General features: G+C 70.2%; 13 protein-coding genes. 9 read left to right on the top strand and 4 right to left on the bottom strand.

Annotated features, from left to right (window positions below; genetic code table 11):
* Positions 1 to 22 precede the first annotated feature (22 nt).
* Positions 23 to 1,474 (bottom strand): amidase, encoded by a 1,452-nt coding sequence (locus NMN56_RS04740; protein WP_274039102.1) that lies wholly within the window; start codon positions 1,472 to 1,474, stop codon positions 23 to 25.
* 127 nt (positions 1,475 to 1,601) lie between these two features.
* Here NMN56_RS04740 and NMN56_RS04735 point away from each other — a divergent pair, with 127 nt between their 5' ends.
* Both NMN56_RS04735 and NMN56_RS04730 read left to right on the top strand, forming a co-directional pair.
* Complete coding sequence (locus NMN56_RS04735) at positions 1,602 to 2,228, top strand: TetR/AcrR family transcriptional regulator (RefSeq protein ID WP_274039101.1); 627 nt, start codon at positions 1,602 to 1,604, stop codon at positions 2,226 to 2,228.
* 323 nt (positions 2,229 to 2,551) lie between these two features.
* Positions 2,552 to 2,971: a CBS domain-containing protein gene (locus tag NMN56_RS04730; RefSeq protein ID WP_274039100.1), complete on the top strand. Its 420-nt coding sequence runs from the start codon at positions 2,552 to 2,554 to the stop codon at positions 2,969 to 2,971.
* Positions 2,972 to 3,013: 42 nt separating this feature from the next.
* Here the strand turns inward: NMN56_RS04730 and NMN56_RS04725 are convergent, their stop codons facing one another.
* Positions 3,014 to 3,184, bottom strand: a complete 171-nt coding sequence (locus NMN56_RS04725) for a hypothetical protein (protein WP_274039099.1) — start codon at positions 3,182 to 3,184, stop codon at positions 3,014 to 3,016.
* Between the two features lie 189 nt (positions 3,185 to 3,373).
* Positions 3,374 to 4,519, bottom strand: coding sequence for a hypothetical protein (locus tag NMN56_RS04720; protein ID WP_274039098.1), 1,146 nt, complete (start codon positions 4,517 to 4,519; stop codon positions 3,374 to 3,376).
* A 286-nt stretch (positions 4,520 to 4,805) separates the two neighbouring features.
* On the opposite strand from NMN56_RS04720, the gene NMN56_RS04715 reads away from it, so the two are divergent.
* Positions 4,806 to 5,636, top strand: coding sequence for an alpha/beta hydrolase (locus NMN56_RS04715; RefSeq protein ID WP_274039097.1), 831 nt, complete (start codon positions 4,806 to 4,808; stop codon positions 5,634 to 5,636).
* 114 nt (positions 5,637 to 5,750) lie between these two features.
* Positions 5,751 to 7,040: an MFS transporter gene (locus tag NMN56_RS04710; RefSeq protein ID WP_274039096.1), complete on the top strand. Its 1,290-nt coding sequence runs from the start codon at positions 5,751 to 5,753 to the stop codon at positions 7,038 to 7,040.
* 162 nt (positions 7,041 to 7,202) lie between these two features.
* Here NMN56_RS04710 and NMN56_RS04705 read toward each other — a convergent pair whose 3' ends face one another.
* On the bottom strand, positions 7,203 to 8,747 hold the full coding sequence (locus NMN56_RS04705; protein WP_274039095.1) for an FAD-dependent monooxygenase: 1,545 nt from the start codon (positions 8,745 to 8,747) through the stop codon (positions 7,203 to 7,205).
* A gap of 325 nt (positions 8,748 to 9,072) precedes the next feature.
* On the opposite strand from NMN56_RS04705, the gene NMN56_RS04700 reads away from it, so the two are divergent.
* From NMN56_RS04700 to pucD, 5 genes are all read left to right on the top strand, one after another.
* Positions 9,073 to 9,882, top strand: coding sequence for a TetR/AcrR family transcriptional regulator (locus tag NMN56_RS04700; RefSeq protein ID WP_274039094.1), 810 nt, complete (start codon positions 9,073 to 9,075; stop codon positions 9,880 to 9,882).
* A 529-nt stretch (positions 9,883 to 10,411) separates the two neighbouring features.
* The gene (locus NMN56_RS04695) at positions 10,412 to 11,074 is read left to right on the top strand and encodes a dienelactone hydrolase family protein (protein WP_274039093.1); all 663 of its coding nucleotides are present in this window, start codon (positions 10,412 to 10,414) and stop codon (positions 11,072 to 11,074) included.
* Between the two features lie 711 nt (positions 11,075 to 11,785).
* Positions 11,786 to 12,199 (top strand): DUF2267 domain-containing protein, encoded by a 414-nt coding sequence (locus tag NMN56_RS04690; protein ID WP_274039364.1) that lies wholly within the window; start codon positions 11,786 to 11,788, stop codon positions 12,197 to 12,199.
* A 467-nt stretch (positions 12,200 to 12,666) separates the two neighbouring features.
* A complete protein-coding gene (locus tag NMN56_RS04685; RefSeq protein ID WP_283742477.1) occupies positions 12,667 to 13,296 on the top strand; it encodes a TIGR03086 family metal-binding protein in 630 nt (209 codons plus the stop codon).
* Positions 13,297 to 14,265: 969 nt separating this feature from the next.
* Positions 14,266 to 16,584 carry a xanthine dehydrogenase subunit D gene (gene pucD, locus NMN56_RS04680; RefSeq protein WP_274039091.1) on the top strand — a complete coding sequence of 773 codons (2,319 nt, stop codon included), beginning with the start codon at positions 14,266 to 14,268 and terminating at the stop codon, positions 16,582 to 16,584.
* Positions 16,585 to 16,630 lie beyond the last annotated feature (46 nt).

The following is a 16,630-nucleotide window of genomic DNA, read 5'->3' as shown; positions in this document are numbered from 1 at the left end:
GGCGGCCGAGGGAGCGCGCTCCTCAGTGCCCCGCGTTGTCCCCCGCCCACACCGCGGGGGTGCGGCCGGACCACGGGCTTGCCTGTTCGAGTTGGCCCGCGAGGCGGAAGAGGCGGTCTTCGAGCCCGTATCCGGCGGCGAACTGCATGCCGATCGGGAGCCCCGTCCCGGCGTCGGCGGTCAGGGGCACCGACATGGCGGGTGTGCCCGCCACGTTGAACGCCAGGGTGAACGGCGAACGGTCGGTGAGGCGGCCCACCCAGCCAAGGCCGTCCAGCTCCGCCGCGCCCTCCTCGTAGGTGCCCAACGGAACGGGCAGCTCCGGCAGGGTCGGGGTGAGCAGCAGGTCGTGGGCGTCGAAGTACCGTGCCAGGCTTCGAGCGACCCGGTTCCGGAGGTCCATAGCGGTGGCGAACTGAGCGCCGCTGACCCGCTGTCCGTAGTGGTAGCCGGTCAAGGTCACCGGCTCAAGGGTCGAGGAGTCCACGGGCCGGCCTGAGGCCGCAGCGAGCCCGTCGACCAAGGCCGTGAGATTCGCCGCCAACAGACGGGCGTTGGCCAGCACGAACTCCTCCCAGTCGGCCCCGAGGCCGACCTCCACCTCCTCCACCTGGTGGCCGAGGGATTCGAGCAGCCGCACCGTACGGGAGAGAGCGTCCGCCACGGGTGCGGTGGTACGGCGTCCGCCCCACCCCTGAGCGAGGACACCGATCCGCAGCGAGCCCGGGTGGCGCCCGACCTCCTCCGCGTACGGCCGGGACGGCTCCGGTGCGAAGTAGGGGTCACCCGGTTCGGGACCGCTGATCTGATCGAGCAGTACCGCGCTGTCGCGCACGGTGCGGCTGACGCTGCCCTGCACGGCGAGGCCGCTGAAGATCTCACCGAAGTCGGGCCCCATGGAGATCCGGCCACGGGTGGGCTTCAGTCCGAAGAGGCCGTTGGCGGCGGCGGGAATGCGCAGCGAGCCGGCGGCGTCGGTGCCGTGCGCGATCGGGACCACTCCGGCAGCGACAGCGGCGCCCGCACCCCCGCTGGATCCGCCGGCGCTGCGCTCCAGGTCCCACGGGTTGCGGGTCGCCCCGTACAGCAACGGTTCCGTCGTGGTGCTGTAGGCCATCTCCGGTGTCGCGGTACGCCCGAACGTCACGAGACCCGCGCGGCGGAAGCGCCGCATCAGGAAGGAGTCGGCGGCGGCGACATTGCCGGCCGCGAGCCGGCTGCCCAGCTCCATCCGCCTCCCTGCCATGGAGACCGCGATGTCCTTGATCAGGAAAGGGACCCCGGCCAGCGGCGAGCTGCCCGGGCGGGGCTCGTCGTCGCTCTCCCATGTCTCCACGACGGCGTTGATCTGCGGATCGACCGCCCGCACCGCCTCGCGTGCCGCCGCTTCCAGTTCAGCGGGCGTCACCTCGCCCTTGGCCACCAGTTCCGCGAGCCCGACAGCGTCGTAGCTCACGTACTCGGAAATGCGCACTGTTCACTCCTGATCCGAAAACGATACCGTTGCGTCCCAAACGATACCCATCGGTATCGAGCGGAACGGACTGGTACCGTACCAGGGAACCAGGACCCCGCAACCGACCGGACGTCACGGAGCAGTCATGACATCGACCGCCAGAAGGCCGAGCAGGGTGGCGAAACTGCCGCCCCGTGAGCGCGTCCTCGACGCCGCGGAACAGCTCTTCCAGAGCGAGGGGATCCGGCGGGTGAGCGTCCAGGCGATCGCCGAGAGGGCCGAGACCACCAAAATGGCGATCTACCGGCACTTCGAAACCAAGGACGCGCTGGTCGCGGAGTGGCTCCGGATCGTCGCCGCCGACTACCAGGCGGCCTTCGACCGGGTCGAGACCGAACACCCCGACCGGCCCAGGGAACAGATCATGGGGCTGGCCCGCTTCATCGCCGAGGGATTGCCGGCGATCTCACACCGGGGCTGCCCGTTCATCAACTCCCTCGCCGAGCTGCCCGACCGCTCCCATCCCGCCCGGCAGGTGATCGAGAAGCACAAGGCACACCAGACCCGCAGGCTCGTCGGCATGTGCACCGACGCCGGGCTGCCCGACCCCGAACAGGCCGCGGCCGAGATCACCTTCGTACTCGAAGGCGCGCAGGTCAGCACGCACAACGGAAGCATCGATCAGACGGGGGACCGGCTGATGAGGATCGTCGACGGCATCCTGAACCGCCCCCACTCCCCCCTCGACACGCCCCGAACGACCGCCACCTGACCATCCCCCGCACCGTCGCCCGCGCCCGCGCCGCCTTCACCGTCCGGACAAGCACCGGGTCGGTGACAGGGGAGCGCCAGCCGCGCGTGGGGACGCCTCGCTCGTCCTGTTCGCCGTCGATGTACCGGGCCCGGCGGGCGCGCCGCAACCAAGGGCCGCGGGGATCACGTGACCACCGTGCCGCAGGGCCGCCGGCTCACCGGTTGGCTCTCCTGAGTGGCCGGGGTGGGCGGGAGCGCTCAGGTTGGAGGGACCGGCGTGTACGGGGTGCTGCCGCTGCCCCTACGCGGCTTCAGACGCTCTGAGACCAAGGAGTACGGACGATGCCCCAGCAGGTACGTGACCTGATGACCCCGGCACCGGTGACGGTCGCTCCCGAGACTCCTGTGGTCGATGTCGCGCAGCGGATGCGCAGCGACGACGTCGGTGCCGTACTCGTGGTCGAGGACGGGCAGTTGAAGGGGCTGGTGACCGACAGGGACCTGGTCGTGCGGATCCTCGCCGACGGCGGAGCCGTCACCGACCGCCCCGTCGGCGATGCCTGCAGCGAAGAGCTGCTGGCCGTCGGCCCCGACGACGACGTCGACCGCGCTCTTACGCTGGTGCGGCGCAAGGCCGTACGCCGACTGCCGGTGGTCGAGAACGACGAGCCCATCGGCATCCTCTCCCTGGGCGACCTCGCCATCGAACGCGACCCGGACTCCGCGCTCGGCCAGGTCAGCGCGTCCAGCCCCAACGAATAGCCCCCGGACCAGGCCCGCCGACAGCACCGACAGCACCGACCCTCACGTATCGGTGTCGGCGTCGTCGCGCTCGCCCTCCGCCTGCGAGGGCGTCGTACGAGGGGATTCGGCAACGGTTCCGCGCTGCCCGGACTCGCTCCCCTCCCCCTCCGGGACGGCGGCGGCGTCCTCTTCCCGTTCGCCTTCTGCCTGCGACGGTGTCTGTTCAGTCATCTCGACTCCATGGCCGGAATTGCGCGCATTTGGTACGCACAGAGTGTATTGCCGGACATTCCCCGATCAGCTGCGGACCGACTACTGCTTCCCCTGTGAGGGGAGGCGGCAGACGCGTCTTCGGACAGGGGAAGGGCAAGGGGTCCGGTGGCCGTGGGAGCAGCTACGGCTGGTGAAGGCGCGCCGGCGCTAGTTGCCGTCCTCCTCTCCCCTCGCCCCTGGACCGGTGGCCGTCTCCGGGGTGACGGCCACCGCGGGGAAGGCGTGGCGGGCCTCAGCGAAGAGGCGGGGCCAGTCGCTGTCGTGGGTGACCGCGGCGGCGAGGAGCGCGTCCAGTGCTGCCTGGAGGGGGTCGGGGGCGGCGGCGTCGAAGAGTGCGGCGAAGGCGGCGACCTGGGGCAGGTCGGGGGTTCCGTCGTCGGACCTTCGCACGCGGTCGTCGCAGAACGCGGCGTCCCGCAAGCCTCGCGGGTCATCCAGCGGCGGCGAGTACGGCTCGCCGCCGTCCAGCTCCGCGAGACCCCGCGCCACCCACTCGATCCCGCTGAGCCCCGCTCTCGCGCAGGCGCGGTGCGCCGCCCAGCGGGCGAGCGCGCGCTGCTCTTCGGGGCCCGCGGCGTCGATCGCGTGCACGAGTGCCGCATCAAGGCCCACGAGACCCTTCGGATGGACCTTGAACCCCCTCAACTTCTTCCCGGCGCCCCGCAGCCGGTCGCTGGGCAGGCGTCCGCCCCATGCGTCCTGCTCCCGTCGCAGCGCGGCGCGCTCCGCCTCCTCAGCGGCCTGACGCTCGGCCGCAGCCCGCTCGTCCGGGGTGGGGCCCGGGGGCTGCTCGCGCGCGAACCCGTGCCAGTAGGCGGCGGACCGGCTCGTCTCCTTGACCACGCGGTCCGGCGCGTGCGGGCCCGGCCAGAGGCGCAGCAGATACGCGTCCAGCACGGGTTCGCCCGCCTCCCGTATCGCGTTGTGCGCCTCGTCCATGCCCCGGCAGTGGTACCGGACCCGATACGAGGTCCCGGGGAGCGGAAGCGGGTACAGGCCACCGCCCCACTCCACGAGCGCCGCCTCGTCCGAAACGGGCCGGAACGACACCTCGACGATGTCCTCCCAGGCGTCCGCCTCCAAGGGCGGCTCGGTCTCGTGCAGTTCGACGGTGAACGGTACGGAGCCGGTGTGCATTCCGGTCAGCAGAAACAGCTGGCCCGGCGCCGCGCCGCCGCACAGCCCGGCCCGCTGCCCGGCGAACGAGTCGTCGAGGGTGTGGCCGGCCTCGTCACCGCACACGTAGAGCTGCCCGTAATCCACGTTCACTTCACCGTTGAAGAGCGTTCGCATGGACCAAGCCTGCCGCACGGGTCTGACAACGACGGCGCTCCGATCTGGCGCACCCGGCCGGTGGTTGACGGCCCGGCAGGCAAGGAAGCGGGGCTTCTTCCGCTGCGCACCCGATCGCGTAGCCCGCCAAGAGAGGCGCACTGCCAGCCCTTATACCGGAACGGGTATAGCGGGCGGGGCAATCAGTATTGGTCACGCATGGCTCCCGGGATCAGGATTGCCCCACCCAACTCGCCAACCCGCTGCCGCTCCCCATAGGACATTTCTCGGAAGGAACCCCTGAACAGTGCCGCATCACGCCGCGCGTCCGATCGCCTCCGACGAGTTCTTCACCTGTCGGCACCCGGAGGACTACCACCCGGACTGGAAGGGGTTCTACGAGGCGGCCCTGGCGCGCCGGGACGAGGTGCGTGCGCTCATTCCTCACGCGGACGAGAAATACGGCCCCGATCCCAGCCATCTCGCCAACGTCTACTTTCCCGAGAAGGCGCAGGGAAGTCCGGTCATCGTGTATTTCCACGGCGGACGGTGGCGAGAGGGGCACCCGGCCTTCTACGACCATCTCGCGTTGCCGTGGGTGCGCGCCGGTGCGGTGTTCATCTCCTGCGGATACCGGCTGGAACCGCGGCACACCATCGCCGACGCCGTCCATGACGCGGCGCTGGCCGTCACATGGTCCCAGGACGTGGCGGCACGCTACGGCGGCGATCCGGAACGGGTCGTGGTCGCGGGGCATTCGGCCGGGGGCCATCTCGCCGCCATGGTGACCATGACGGACTGGCCGACAGCGCCAAAGGTGCCCGTGGCCGGGGTGGTGTGCATGAGCACCCCGGCCGATCTCGGCCCTGACGCCGCCGGGATGAGCCCCGCGCGCCGGGTGACCCGGTGTCCCCAGCGGGTCGTCATCTCCTACGGCGTACCGGAGCCCAACAAGAAGGGTCAGGACGGAAACTTCTTCGCCGACCAGGGGCGCTCGCTCGCCAAGGCGGTCGAGGATGCCGGATCCTCCCCCGTGGTCGTGGAGATGCAGGACACCGACCATGTCGCCTCGGCCACCGCCTTCGCCGAACCCGGGTCCTCCCTTTTCGCCGCAGCCGAGTCCACGGTTTTCGCGTGAAAGGCGCAATTCCCATGATTCGCGTGAAAGGCGTAATTCCCATGAAGGGCGCCGTGCGAGGGAAAGGGCTGTGCTCGTGAAAGGCATCACGCTCGTGAACAGGTGCGCGGCCTCGTGACCGAATACGCGGCAGAAGGCAAAGACACCGCCGCTCCGTCCCACGGGGTGCGCTGGGGTGTGGTCGCGTTGTCGTTCGCGGCCGTCCTGCTCGACGGGTTCGACACCTCGGCCCTGGGAATCGCTGTGCCCAGTGTGGCCAAGGAATGGGGAATGGATCCCGCGGCCTTCACCGTCCCGCTGGCGCTGACCAACGCGGGCGTAGTGGTGGGCTATCTCGCCTCGGGCAGCCTGTGCGCACGCTTCGGACAGCGGCGGGTGCTGCTCAGCGGAGTGCTGCTGTTCGCCGCGAGTACGCTGCTGACGGCGGTGGTCGTGCCATGGGAATCGCCTTCCGCCCTCACAGCGGCCCGGTTCATCAGCGGGCTCGGCCTCGGCGCCGTACTGCCCGCCGCGGTGTCGCTGGCCGCGGCGCACAGCGCCGAGCGCCGCCGCGAACTGGTGTCGGTCCTGGTCACGTTGGGCCTCGCATCGGGTGCGACGGTCGGCGGGTTCGTCGGCGGCGAACTGATCCAACGGCTCGGCGTGGACGGTATGTTCTGGCTGGCAGGGGGCCTGCCACTGGTCGTCGCCCTCCTGATGGTGCGGGTCGTCCCCACCGCCGCACCGTCCGGACAGGGCACTGCCGAGCCGGCGGACTCCCGCGTCAGCCAGTTGCTCGCCGCGGGGACGCGCGTCAGTACGGTGTTGATCTGGCTGTTCTCCTTCCTGGTCTTCCTCGCCACCTACACGCTGCAGGCGTGGCTGCCGACGGCCCTCGGCGACTTCGGTTTCTCCCCCACAGAGGCACCGTTGGGTACGGCCTGGTCCAGCATCGGTGGCGTCGTCGGAGGCGTGGTGCTGATGACGCTGGCAGGCCGTATCGGCATCGCACCCGCCTTGGTGATCCTGCCGACGATCGGCGCAGCCGCATGCCTCACCGCCGCCACGGCGGACCTGGGCAAGAGCGCACTGCTGCTCGTGCTCGGTGTGGCGGGAGCCGGCATCACCGCCGGCATGATCGGCCAACTCGCCCTCGCCGTCTCGCTCTATCCCGCCGCGACCCGCACGACGGGCATCGGCTGGGCCGCGGCATTCGGCCGGCTCGGGTCGATCGTCGGCCCGAGCGCCGCGGGCATCCTCCTTGCCTTCGCCGTGTCCGGCCGCGGCCTCCTGATCGCGACAGCGGTCCCCGTCCTGGCGGCCGTTCTGTGCGCGGCAGCCCTATGGACGTCCCGCACCTCCCGAACCACCCCCGCCCCCCAGCGAACCGGCACCGTCACGGCAGCCGACCAGCCCAACCTGTAGCGGCCCGCTGCCTGCCCGCGAGACTCCGGAGAAAGCCCGTGCCCACCTCGCCCGCGAGCCCCTTGCTCATGGGTCAAGGGCGAGGCGGGCGAGGTGGGCAAGCCGGTGGCGGTTGCCTTCCGTCGGTGTCTTCCGTCGGTGTCTTCCGTCGGGGCGGAGGGCTCAGCTGGGGGTGAACCAGCGGGTGAGGGCTGCTTTCAGGCTGTCGGGGTCGGCGCCCGCCCAGGCGACGTAGCCGTCGGGCCGGATGAGGAGCGCGGGTGCCGGGGCTGCGTCGGCGTTGGCGCGTACGTGGTGCACCCGGTCGGTCCAGGGCTCCGCTGTGGCGGCGACGTCGTTGCCGCCGGTGAGGTCGAGGAGCAACGGGCGTGCGTCGTGCAGGAGTTCGGCGAGGCGCCGGGGCTGTCCGTCGTCGGTGGTGACGTTCAGGGGCGGCACGAACCAACCGGTGGGCGCGGCAGGGTGCTCCTCGCCCATGTCGTAGCGCACATCGGCGCCCGCCATCGTGGCGGCGACCATGCGCACGTTCTCCGTGTGGCCCAGGAACTCCGCGAAGAGCCGGCGCAGGGCCGTGACATCGTCGCCCGGCGCCAGCAGCGCTGACCCGGCCCGCGTATGCATGAGTACGCGCTCGCCGGCAGCGCGGCGTTCGGTCCCGTAGCTTTCCAGGAGTTCTTCCGAGGCCCATCCCTGCACGGCCGCGGCGAGTTTCCAGGCGAGGTTGGCCGCGTCCTGCAGCGCCGTGTTCAGGGTCGGCCCGTGGCTCACGTGTGCGGCGTCGCCCGCGATGAAGACCCGGCCCTCGCGATAGCGGTCAGCGGCCCGGAAGTTGCGGCCTGACAGGCGGCGGAGCAGCGTGGGCGCACCCTCGGGCGGCGGGGTCAGAGGAAGGCGCACTCCGAGAACCCGTTCGACGCTGTCCTCCATCTCGGCCAGCGTCATCGGCGTACCCGGTCCGGGGTGGCTGCCCGCCGGATTCTCTTCCCATTCAGCCGTGTTGATCAGCGGCCGTTCCGGGTCGTGTGCGAGGAGCGTGAAAACGCCACCGTCGGTGCGGTGGAACATCGCCGGTATCTCACCGACACCGTCGATCACGACGCGCCCGCCGGGCTTGAAGCGGAAGCGGTCACTCGGCCCGATCAGTGCCGACCGGTCGACGACATGGTCGTCGCTGGTGCCGGGGAAGGCGATTCCCGCCTGCTTGCGTACCAGGCTGCGACCGCCGTCGCAGCCGACGAGATACCGGGTCGTGAACACCGTCTCGTTGCCGTCCGGGTCGCGTGCCACGACCTCGACCCGGCCGTCACCGTCCCCGTCGGCGGTCTGGGCGAAGGACAGCACGTCCCAGCCGCGCCGGACCTCCGCGCCGAGTTCGGCAGCCCGCTCGCTGAGTACGCGTTCCAGGTCGCGCTGGTTGACCGGCAGAAGGTACATCGGGTTCTCCTGGCCGAGCGCGTGCAGCGGCATCGGCATCCCGCCGTAGAAGACCCCGGGCGCGGGTTCGGGCGCTCCCCGGCCCCCGCAGCGTTCGAAGAGACCACGGTGGTCCAGCAGCCGTACGACCTGCCCGACGAGGCCGTGCGCCTTGTCTGCCAGGTCGGGTTCCGACCGTTGTTCCAGCACCAGAGGCCGGGCCCCGGCGAGACGCAGCTCGGTGGCGAGAAAGAGGCCGGTGGGTCCACCGCCGACGATGACGACATCGAACATCAGTGACTACTCCTGTGAGGCTCTTCGGTTGTCGGGTTTCGGTTTCTTCGGTTGGCGAGTTGCGGTTTCTTCGGTTCGCGGTTCGCGGTTGGCGGTTAGCAGTCCGCGCTTGGCGGTTCGCGGTCTTCGGGTTTCGTGCCGGTCTTTGGCTGCTGGCGCGCGGTGGGAGGGGCGAGGACGGGCTGGAGGTTGCCCGCCGGCATCTCAACGACGGCGGTGCGCGCGCACTTTGGCCCGGCCGGCGAGAGGGCAGCGGACGCCAGCACTTAGATACGGTGGCGTATCTAATAGCGGACACCGTAAGCCGTCGCGATAAGATACACAAATGGATCGCAAGCACGGACGGCCAGCGGATGAGCGCGAAACGGCCGGTGAGACCGGGCCGGACGGGCCCGACAGGACGGGGGACGGGCCGGACGGGAAGACCGGAACGGACGGGCCGCAGGCTGCGGGCCGTCGTGCCGGTGGCGGTGGCGGGGGCGGCGCGAACGGCGGGGGCGGCGCGACCCGTCGGCGTGGCCCCGCGCTGGAGAACGCGATACTCGATGCCGCGTGGAACGTGCTGGTCGAGCACGGGTACCCCGGCTTCACCTACGAGGCGATCGCCGCCCGCGCCCGCACGAGTCGCCCGGTGCTCTATCGGCGTTGGCCACGGCGCGAGGACCTGTTGATGGCCACGCTCACCAAGTTCTGGCAGCCGATCACGGTGCCTGAGACCGGCAGCCTGCGCGGCGACGCGATCGGCTTCCTGCGCAACGCCTACGCAGGCCGTACGCACATGATCACGATGATGAGCGTGCAACTGGCCGACTACTTTCGGGCCACCGGTACCAGCTTCAGCGAGCTGCGCGAATCCCTCCTGCCGCCGGGCCAGCCGACCGCCTTCGAGATCGTCGTCGCGCGCGCGGTCGAACGCGGTGAACTGCCCGACGTACCGCGCTCGTCCCGCGTGGTGAACCTGCCGTTCGACCTGTTGCGCCACGACATGCTGGTGACGAGGCGCTCCGTGTCGGACGAGGCGATCGTCGAGATCGTGGACGAGGTGTGGCTACCGCTGCTGGAGAGGCAAGAGACACCCGACGCCCGGCCCCCGTCGTCCACCCCGCCGCGCCCCACTGACGCCCCGCGGACCTGACACACCCCCCCCCCGCCGAGCTGGCCGTCCCCGCCCCGCGTTCCGGCCTACCGCTGTCCCGCGTTCCGGCCTACCGCCGGGGTGCCGCCGGGTGTCGCCACCGAACCCGCCCCGGGTTGCCGCCACCGGCCCGCCGCCCCGCGTCGTCGCGTACATGGGCACGCGTCCAGCACAGGACCGCAGCCGCAGCAACCACGCGCTGTGCACGGTGTGCACAACGTGCGGGCACCGGGGCGGAAGCGATCCGGCGTGGGGCCGCCGTGAGCCGCGAGTTCGTTCGGGAGGGGGCGTACGGGCCGCGAGCCAGGAGCCGCCCGCCAGCCGCCAGCCGCCAGCCGCCAGCCGCAGGGAAGGGTGGTCGGTACAAGGGTCGTCGTGAGCCCCGACTCCCCTCGTCGGGCCTGCCGAGCGGAACGGGCTGGCTCGGGTCGCCGGGCCCGTTCCGCTGTGGGATCTTCGGCGCGTACGCGCGATCGCGGCGGGTACCCGTTGGCGAACCCACTCCACGGATCCGTGGGAGATGAGGCCGATGATCTCCGAGATGGTGATGCACACAGACCATGCGACGCTGGCGGGCGATCTGGTGGTGCCCGGTCCTGTACCGGCGGTGGTGTTGTTCGCGCACGGTAGCGGCAGTTCCCGGTACAGCCCCCGTAACCGGGCGGTAGCCGAAGCGCTGCACGAGAAGGAACTGGGCACCCTGCTGCTGGACCTGCTCAGCGAACCCGAGGAGCGCGAGGACGCCGCCACGGGCCGGCACCGTTTCGACATCGGCTTGCTGGCCCAACGCCTGGTGAGCGCCATCGACTGGCTGGCGGACCATCCCGAGACGAGGGGCCTTCCGGTGGGCCTGTTCGGGGCCAGCACGGGGGCCGCCGCTGCGCTGGTGGCAGCAGCCGAGCGGCCCGAGCGGGTGTTCGCTGTGGTCTCCCGTGGCGGACGGCCGGATCTGGCGGACGAAGCGCTGGAACGGGTTGAGGCTCCCGTGCTGCTCATCGTCGGCGGCAACGACGAGATGGTGATCGGTCTCAATCAGGAAGCCGCCCGGAAACTGCCTGACTCCCACCGGCTGCACGTGGTGCCGGGCGCCTCGCACCTGTTCGAGGAACCGGGCGCGTTGGAGGAGGTTGCCACGGTGGCCGGCGACTGGTTCCTGGCCCAGCTGAACGACCTCGACCGGGAGCAGGGGTAGGCCCAGGCGGACCGTACGGATCAGGCGGACCGGACGGCCCCAGCACTGCGCCGCTGTCACCCGGCCCGATGGCCGCGATGCACTCTGCGGGCTCCGCGGAATTACCCCCCGCACCCCCGGCCGACCTCCGTAACGCTGGGGCCACTGGCTCCCACCCGTCTGGCTGTACGCCATGGCGCCTTCCGCTGCCCCGGCCCCACCACGGCCCTGGCCCCCCGCCCCACACCGAGCCGCCCGGCACCGGCGAGGAGGAGAGCCGGCCCACGGGTCTGTGCCGGCACTGCCGGGCCCAGCGGACCGTTTCCCTCCAGGTCCCTCCAGGTCCCTCAGCCCTCTCCAGGCCCCTTCAGGATGCGGCGCTGGTCGCCGCGAAGAAGACTTGAACAGGTCGTCATCGGCGTGCGGCGACGACCGGCGGTCGGCGGTCGGCGGTCGGCGGTCGGCGGCAAGTCGACGGCAGCGCTGAGTCCCGTCGCCGCTGTCACCGACTCACTCGGCAGCGGGCACCGGAACGAAGCTGGCACCGGATCGACAGCTGCCACCCGCTCGATCATCAGGAGGTTCCGCGATGGCGCAGACGGTGCGGGAAGTGATGGCCGCGGGCCGCCTCGGTTCCGCGCCGGGCGACATCAGCGCCACCGACCCCGACACATGAACGTTCAAAGTCCCGAGGACGGGACGAGGAAGCCCCGAAGGATCGGACGAGGAACCATGGACCACGACACCTTCATCGGACAGGTACAGGCACGAGCTCGCCTGGACAGCCGCGGCGCCGCCGAGGGCGCCACCCGCGCCACTCTGGAGACCCTGGCCGAGCGCATCCCCGCCTCTCTGGCCGACAACTTGGCGGCCCAGCTGCCACCCGAGATCGGCGAGCACCTGCGGCGGGTCGCCACCGCCCCGGACCAGCCTGACACCGGCATCCGCATGGATCCCGACGAGTTCCTCGACCGCCTCGCCCAGCGCGCGGGCGCCAACAAGAGGAAGGCCGCGCACGAGGCACGCTGCGTCGTGGAAATCGTCGGCGAGGCTACCCAGGGCAGCCTGATCGACAAGATCCGGCAGTCCTTGGACGCGCAACTCGCCCAGGTTCTCTTCGTCGGCAGCACCAGCAGCATCACCTGATACCCGCCCGCCCGATGGCCCATCGCGCGATGGACGACCAGCTGATGGGGCATCTCCTGCTTGCCCTACACCTGATGGCTGCGGAAGAGCCGTTTTCACCGTCGACGAGATTCAGGGGACGAACGTGGACAACGATCAGCGCAAGGACGCCTACCTGCGGCAGTCCGGCCGGAACGAGGTCACGCCGCGGCAGCGGCGGCGGCTGAAGAAGAAGGCAGGTCAGGGCAAGTAGCGGCCCCGCGCGCCCCTGCTGTCTTCGTTACTGTCTTCGCCCTCAAGGCGCCCGGCTGCGGGGCTTTGAGCGAGCGCTTCCTCGCGCCCGAAGCGTGTGGCTCACGAGTCGTGGGGCCGTGCCGCTTCAGCGGTTGCCGGCCGAAGGGCCGGGCTCGCGCGGGGGTGGACCGATGAGTTTTGGGTCCGCCGGTCGTCTGTTCTGGATGAGCGAACCGCGCGAACGAGGAGAACTCGTGATCGACCTGAAGCCTGCCTGTCGCCAGATGATCGGCCTGCTGGCGAGCGTGGGCGACGAACAGCTCACCAAACCCACTCCCTGCAGCGAATACACCGTTCGTGACCTCATAGCCCATTTCGAGGAGGCCGCTCGGGGACTCGCCGCGATCGCCCGCGGGGATTCCGGCGAAGGGGAAGGCGGAGGCGGAGGCACAGAGTCCACGGCCTCCGCTGAATCCGTTCCCGCACCCGTCACCGAATCCGTTCCCGCCGCTGAATCCGCAGCCACCATGGGCCCCGGCGACCAGTGGCGGGAGAGGGTGGCCACGAGCGTGCGGGTGCTCGGCGACGCCTGGAGTGAGCCGGGGGCATGGGTCGGCAGGACGGACGGCCCCGGCGTTGAACTGGCGAACGAACTGTGGGGCAAGATCGCGCTGACCGAGATGGTGGTGCACGGCTGGGACATGGCCAGGGCCACCGATCAGCCCTTCGCCCTCCCCCACGAAACGCTTCGAGCCTGCTTCGACCACGTCGTCGAGTTCGTCCCGAAAGCTCCCGTCGAGGGCCTGTGGGGACCCACCGTCGAAGTACCCGCCGATGCCCCGCTCCTGGACCAGTTGGTGGGCCTCACAGGGCGCCACCCGTAACCTCCCTTCCCCTACCCCACGGAAGTCGGGCCGGATTCCGTTGCCGTGAACGTCCGGTTCGGCCCACGCCGAGGGGGCGCCGGAGGTGCTGGGACGGGTCTCGGCGAACTGGTCCGCGTCCCGCCGTCGCGCCGCTGTTGCCGGGGCGCGATGTCCTGTTGAGCCTGACGGCTGTCGAGAACCTGACGGACGGCTCCCTGGCCACCGCCGACTGGCCACCGCTGCCTGGCCACCGGGCGCCCACAACCTCGCCGACCCCGCACCGTACTGGTGTGACGAGGCGATCCGCGCGGTACTCGGGTCCCACGGCGTACGCGCCCGCATCGGCGATCGGCCAACGGCCATCTACCGCGTGCCGCAACCCGCCTTCTCACCCGCGGAGTTGAGTCGCTGTCCCGGTTGCCCAGCGGTACGCCCTCCCGCTGACCCGGCACGCCGTCGGCCATCCGGCACACAACGTTGTGCCCAACGTGACGGAAAGGAAAGGAAGGAGGCGGGAGAAGCGGGAGTAGGCGGAAGGAGCGGAAAGAACGAAAGGAGCGGAAGGACGGGAAGAAGCGGAAAGCCCGGGCTAAGAGTTGGCCATGGCCACGGGCCTGACCGAGCCTTGTAGGAATCTACGAAGAGCCGGTCCCAACCTGCTGACTCTTTCATGCCTTCCACTCCTGGCTGACTCCGCTCGGTTGGCTGTGTACTCCTCTCACACGTGGCGACGGGCCAAGGCATGCGGCAACGGAGTCGACCACTCTGCTCGATCCCCCTGACGTCCAGCCGAGCGAAGGAGACAGCCGTGACCGACGTCTTCCGGCCGTCATGTTGAGGTCGCCCGGCACAACGTCGAGGTCGCCCAGCCCGACGCGGAGGTCGCCCGGCCAGGCGCCGTATGACCCCCGGGGTGCGGACGCTCACCGATCGGACCGGTGACCACGCGCTCGGCAACCGTCTCGTCACCAAGGTGGAGGCTCTCTCATGGCCAACCGGACTTTTCCCGCCCGCACTCCGCAGGACCTCAGCGAGTCGATCACCGGTGGGATCGGCGACAGCCCGCTGCGGCCCGACGGAACGCTCAAGGTACGTGGGGAGTACGCCTACTCCTCGGATCTGTGGGCTGAGGACATGCTCTGGGGCGCGACGCTGCGCAGCCCGCACCCCTATGCCCGGATCAACTCGATCGACATCGGCCCCGCGCTCAAGCATCCGGGCGTGTACGCGGTGCTGACCCACGAGGACGTTCCCGGCGAGAACATCTACGGTCTCAAGGTCGCCGATACGCCGGTACTCGCCGAGGGCATCGTGCGCTACGAGGGCGAGCCCGTTGCCCTCGTGGCCGCCGACCACCCGGAGACGGCCCGGCGCGCGCTGGAGAAGATCGTCGTCGACTACGAGGTGCTGGAGCCGGTCACCGACCCGGAACGGGCCGCGCACGACGACACGTTGCCCAAGCTGCACCCGGAGGGCAACGTGGTGCGCTACCAGCCGATCACCAGGGGCGACCCGGAGGCCGAGGCCGATGTCGTCGTCTCCGACGTGTACACCCTGGGCATGCAGGACCAGGCGTTCCTCGGGCCGGAGTCCGGTGTGGCCATTCCCGCCGAGGACGGCGGGGTCGACCTGTTCATCGCCACCCAGTGGCTGCACGTGGACCAGAAGCAGACGGCGCGGGCGCTCGGACTCCCGGTCGAGAAGGTGCGCTTCACCATGTCCGGTGTCGGCGGCGCCTTCGGTGGCCGCGAGGACCTGTCCATGCAGATCCACTCCTGCATGCTGGCGCTGCATACCGGCAAGCCGGTGAAGATGGTCTACAGCAGGGAAGAGTCGTTCTACGGCCATGTGCACCGGCACCCGGCGAAGATGTACTACGAGCACGGCGCGACCAGGGACGGCGAGCTGGTCTATGTCAGGGCGAAGATGTACTTCGACGGAGGTGCGTACGCCTCCAAGACCCCGGTCGTGGTCAGCAATGCCACGGCGTTGGGCACCGGCCCCTACGAGGTACCCAACGTGCGGATCGAGGGCTGGGGCCTGTACACCAACAACCCGCCGTGCGGCGCGATGCGTGGCCTGGGCGCCGTGCAGCCCGCGTACGCCTACGAGTCCCAAATGGACAAGCTCGCCGAGGCGTTGGGCATGGACCCGGTGCGGCTGCGTCAGCTGAACGCCATCAGCGAGGGCTCGACCATGCACACCGGGCAGGTGCTCGACTCCCCCGCGCCGGTCGCCGAGCTGCTGGAACGCCTCGAAAGGCTCCCGCTGCCGCCGGAGAACCCGACAGGGCCCGTGGACATCCGCGGGCTGCCGGGTGGCTTGTCCAACACCACGCACGGCGAAGGCGTCGTCCGGGGCGTCGGCTACAGCGTGATCATCAAGAATGTCTCCTACGCCGAGGGCGCCGACGACTACTCAACGGCGCGCGTGCGGTTGCAGGTCATCGGCGGCGAACCAGTGGCGATGGTGCACACCGCGGCGGCCGAGGTCGGGCAGGGCCTGGTCACCGTGCAGCAGCAGATCGCCCGCACCGAACTCGGTGTGGAGCGGGTGAACATCCATCCGAACGACACCAACGTCGGTGACGCGGGGTCGAGTTCCGCCTCCCGGCAGACGTACATCACCGGGGGCGCCGTCAAGAACGCCTGTGAAGCCGTCCGCGAGGCGGTCTTCGCCAGGGTCGGCCGGCGTTACGGCGAGAATCCCGAGGACTTCTCGCTTTCCGGCGGCAAAGTTGTTTCCACGGCCACCGGTTTCGTCACCGACCTCGTCGAAGTGCTCGGCGACGACGTGATCGAGGAAACCAGGGAATACCACCACCTCCGGACCTACGCGATGGACCCGGTGACGGGGCAGAGCCAGCGCGTACACGTCCAGCACGCTTTCTCGGCGCACCGTGCCGTGGTGGACGTGGACACCGAATTGGGCCTGGTCAAGGTCGTGCAGTTGGACTGCGCACAGGATGTCGGCAAGGCGATCAACCCGGACGCCGTCGTCGGGCAGATCCACGGTGGCTCCGCACAGGGACTCGGCCTCGCCGTGATGGAGGAAATCCAGGTCAAGGACGGCCGGATCCGCAATCCGTCATTCACCGACTATCTGATCCCGACCATTCTGGATACGCCCCCGATGACGGTGGACGTGATCGAGAGGGGCGACCCCAACTCACCGTACGGAGTGCGCGGTGTCGGCGAACCGCCCACCATTTCCGCCACCCCTGCGGTCGTGAACGCCATCCGCAAGGCGACGGGTTTGAACCTGACCCACACCCCGGTCGCCCCGGAGCACATCTGCGGCGCCTGACGCCCTGACCGACCGCGGGATGCCGCGGCGACGCCGGTCCCTACGC

The organism is Streptomyces iconiensis (genome assembly GCF_028657195.3).
Lineage (GTDB): Bacteria > Actinomycetota > Actinomycetes > Streptomycetales > Streptomycetaceae > Streptomyces > Streptomyces iconiensis.
The sequence above is the reverse complement of the archived record's forward strand: the minus strand, read 5'-3'. Positions and strand labels throughout refer to the sequence as shown.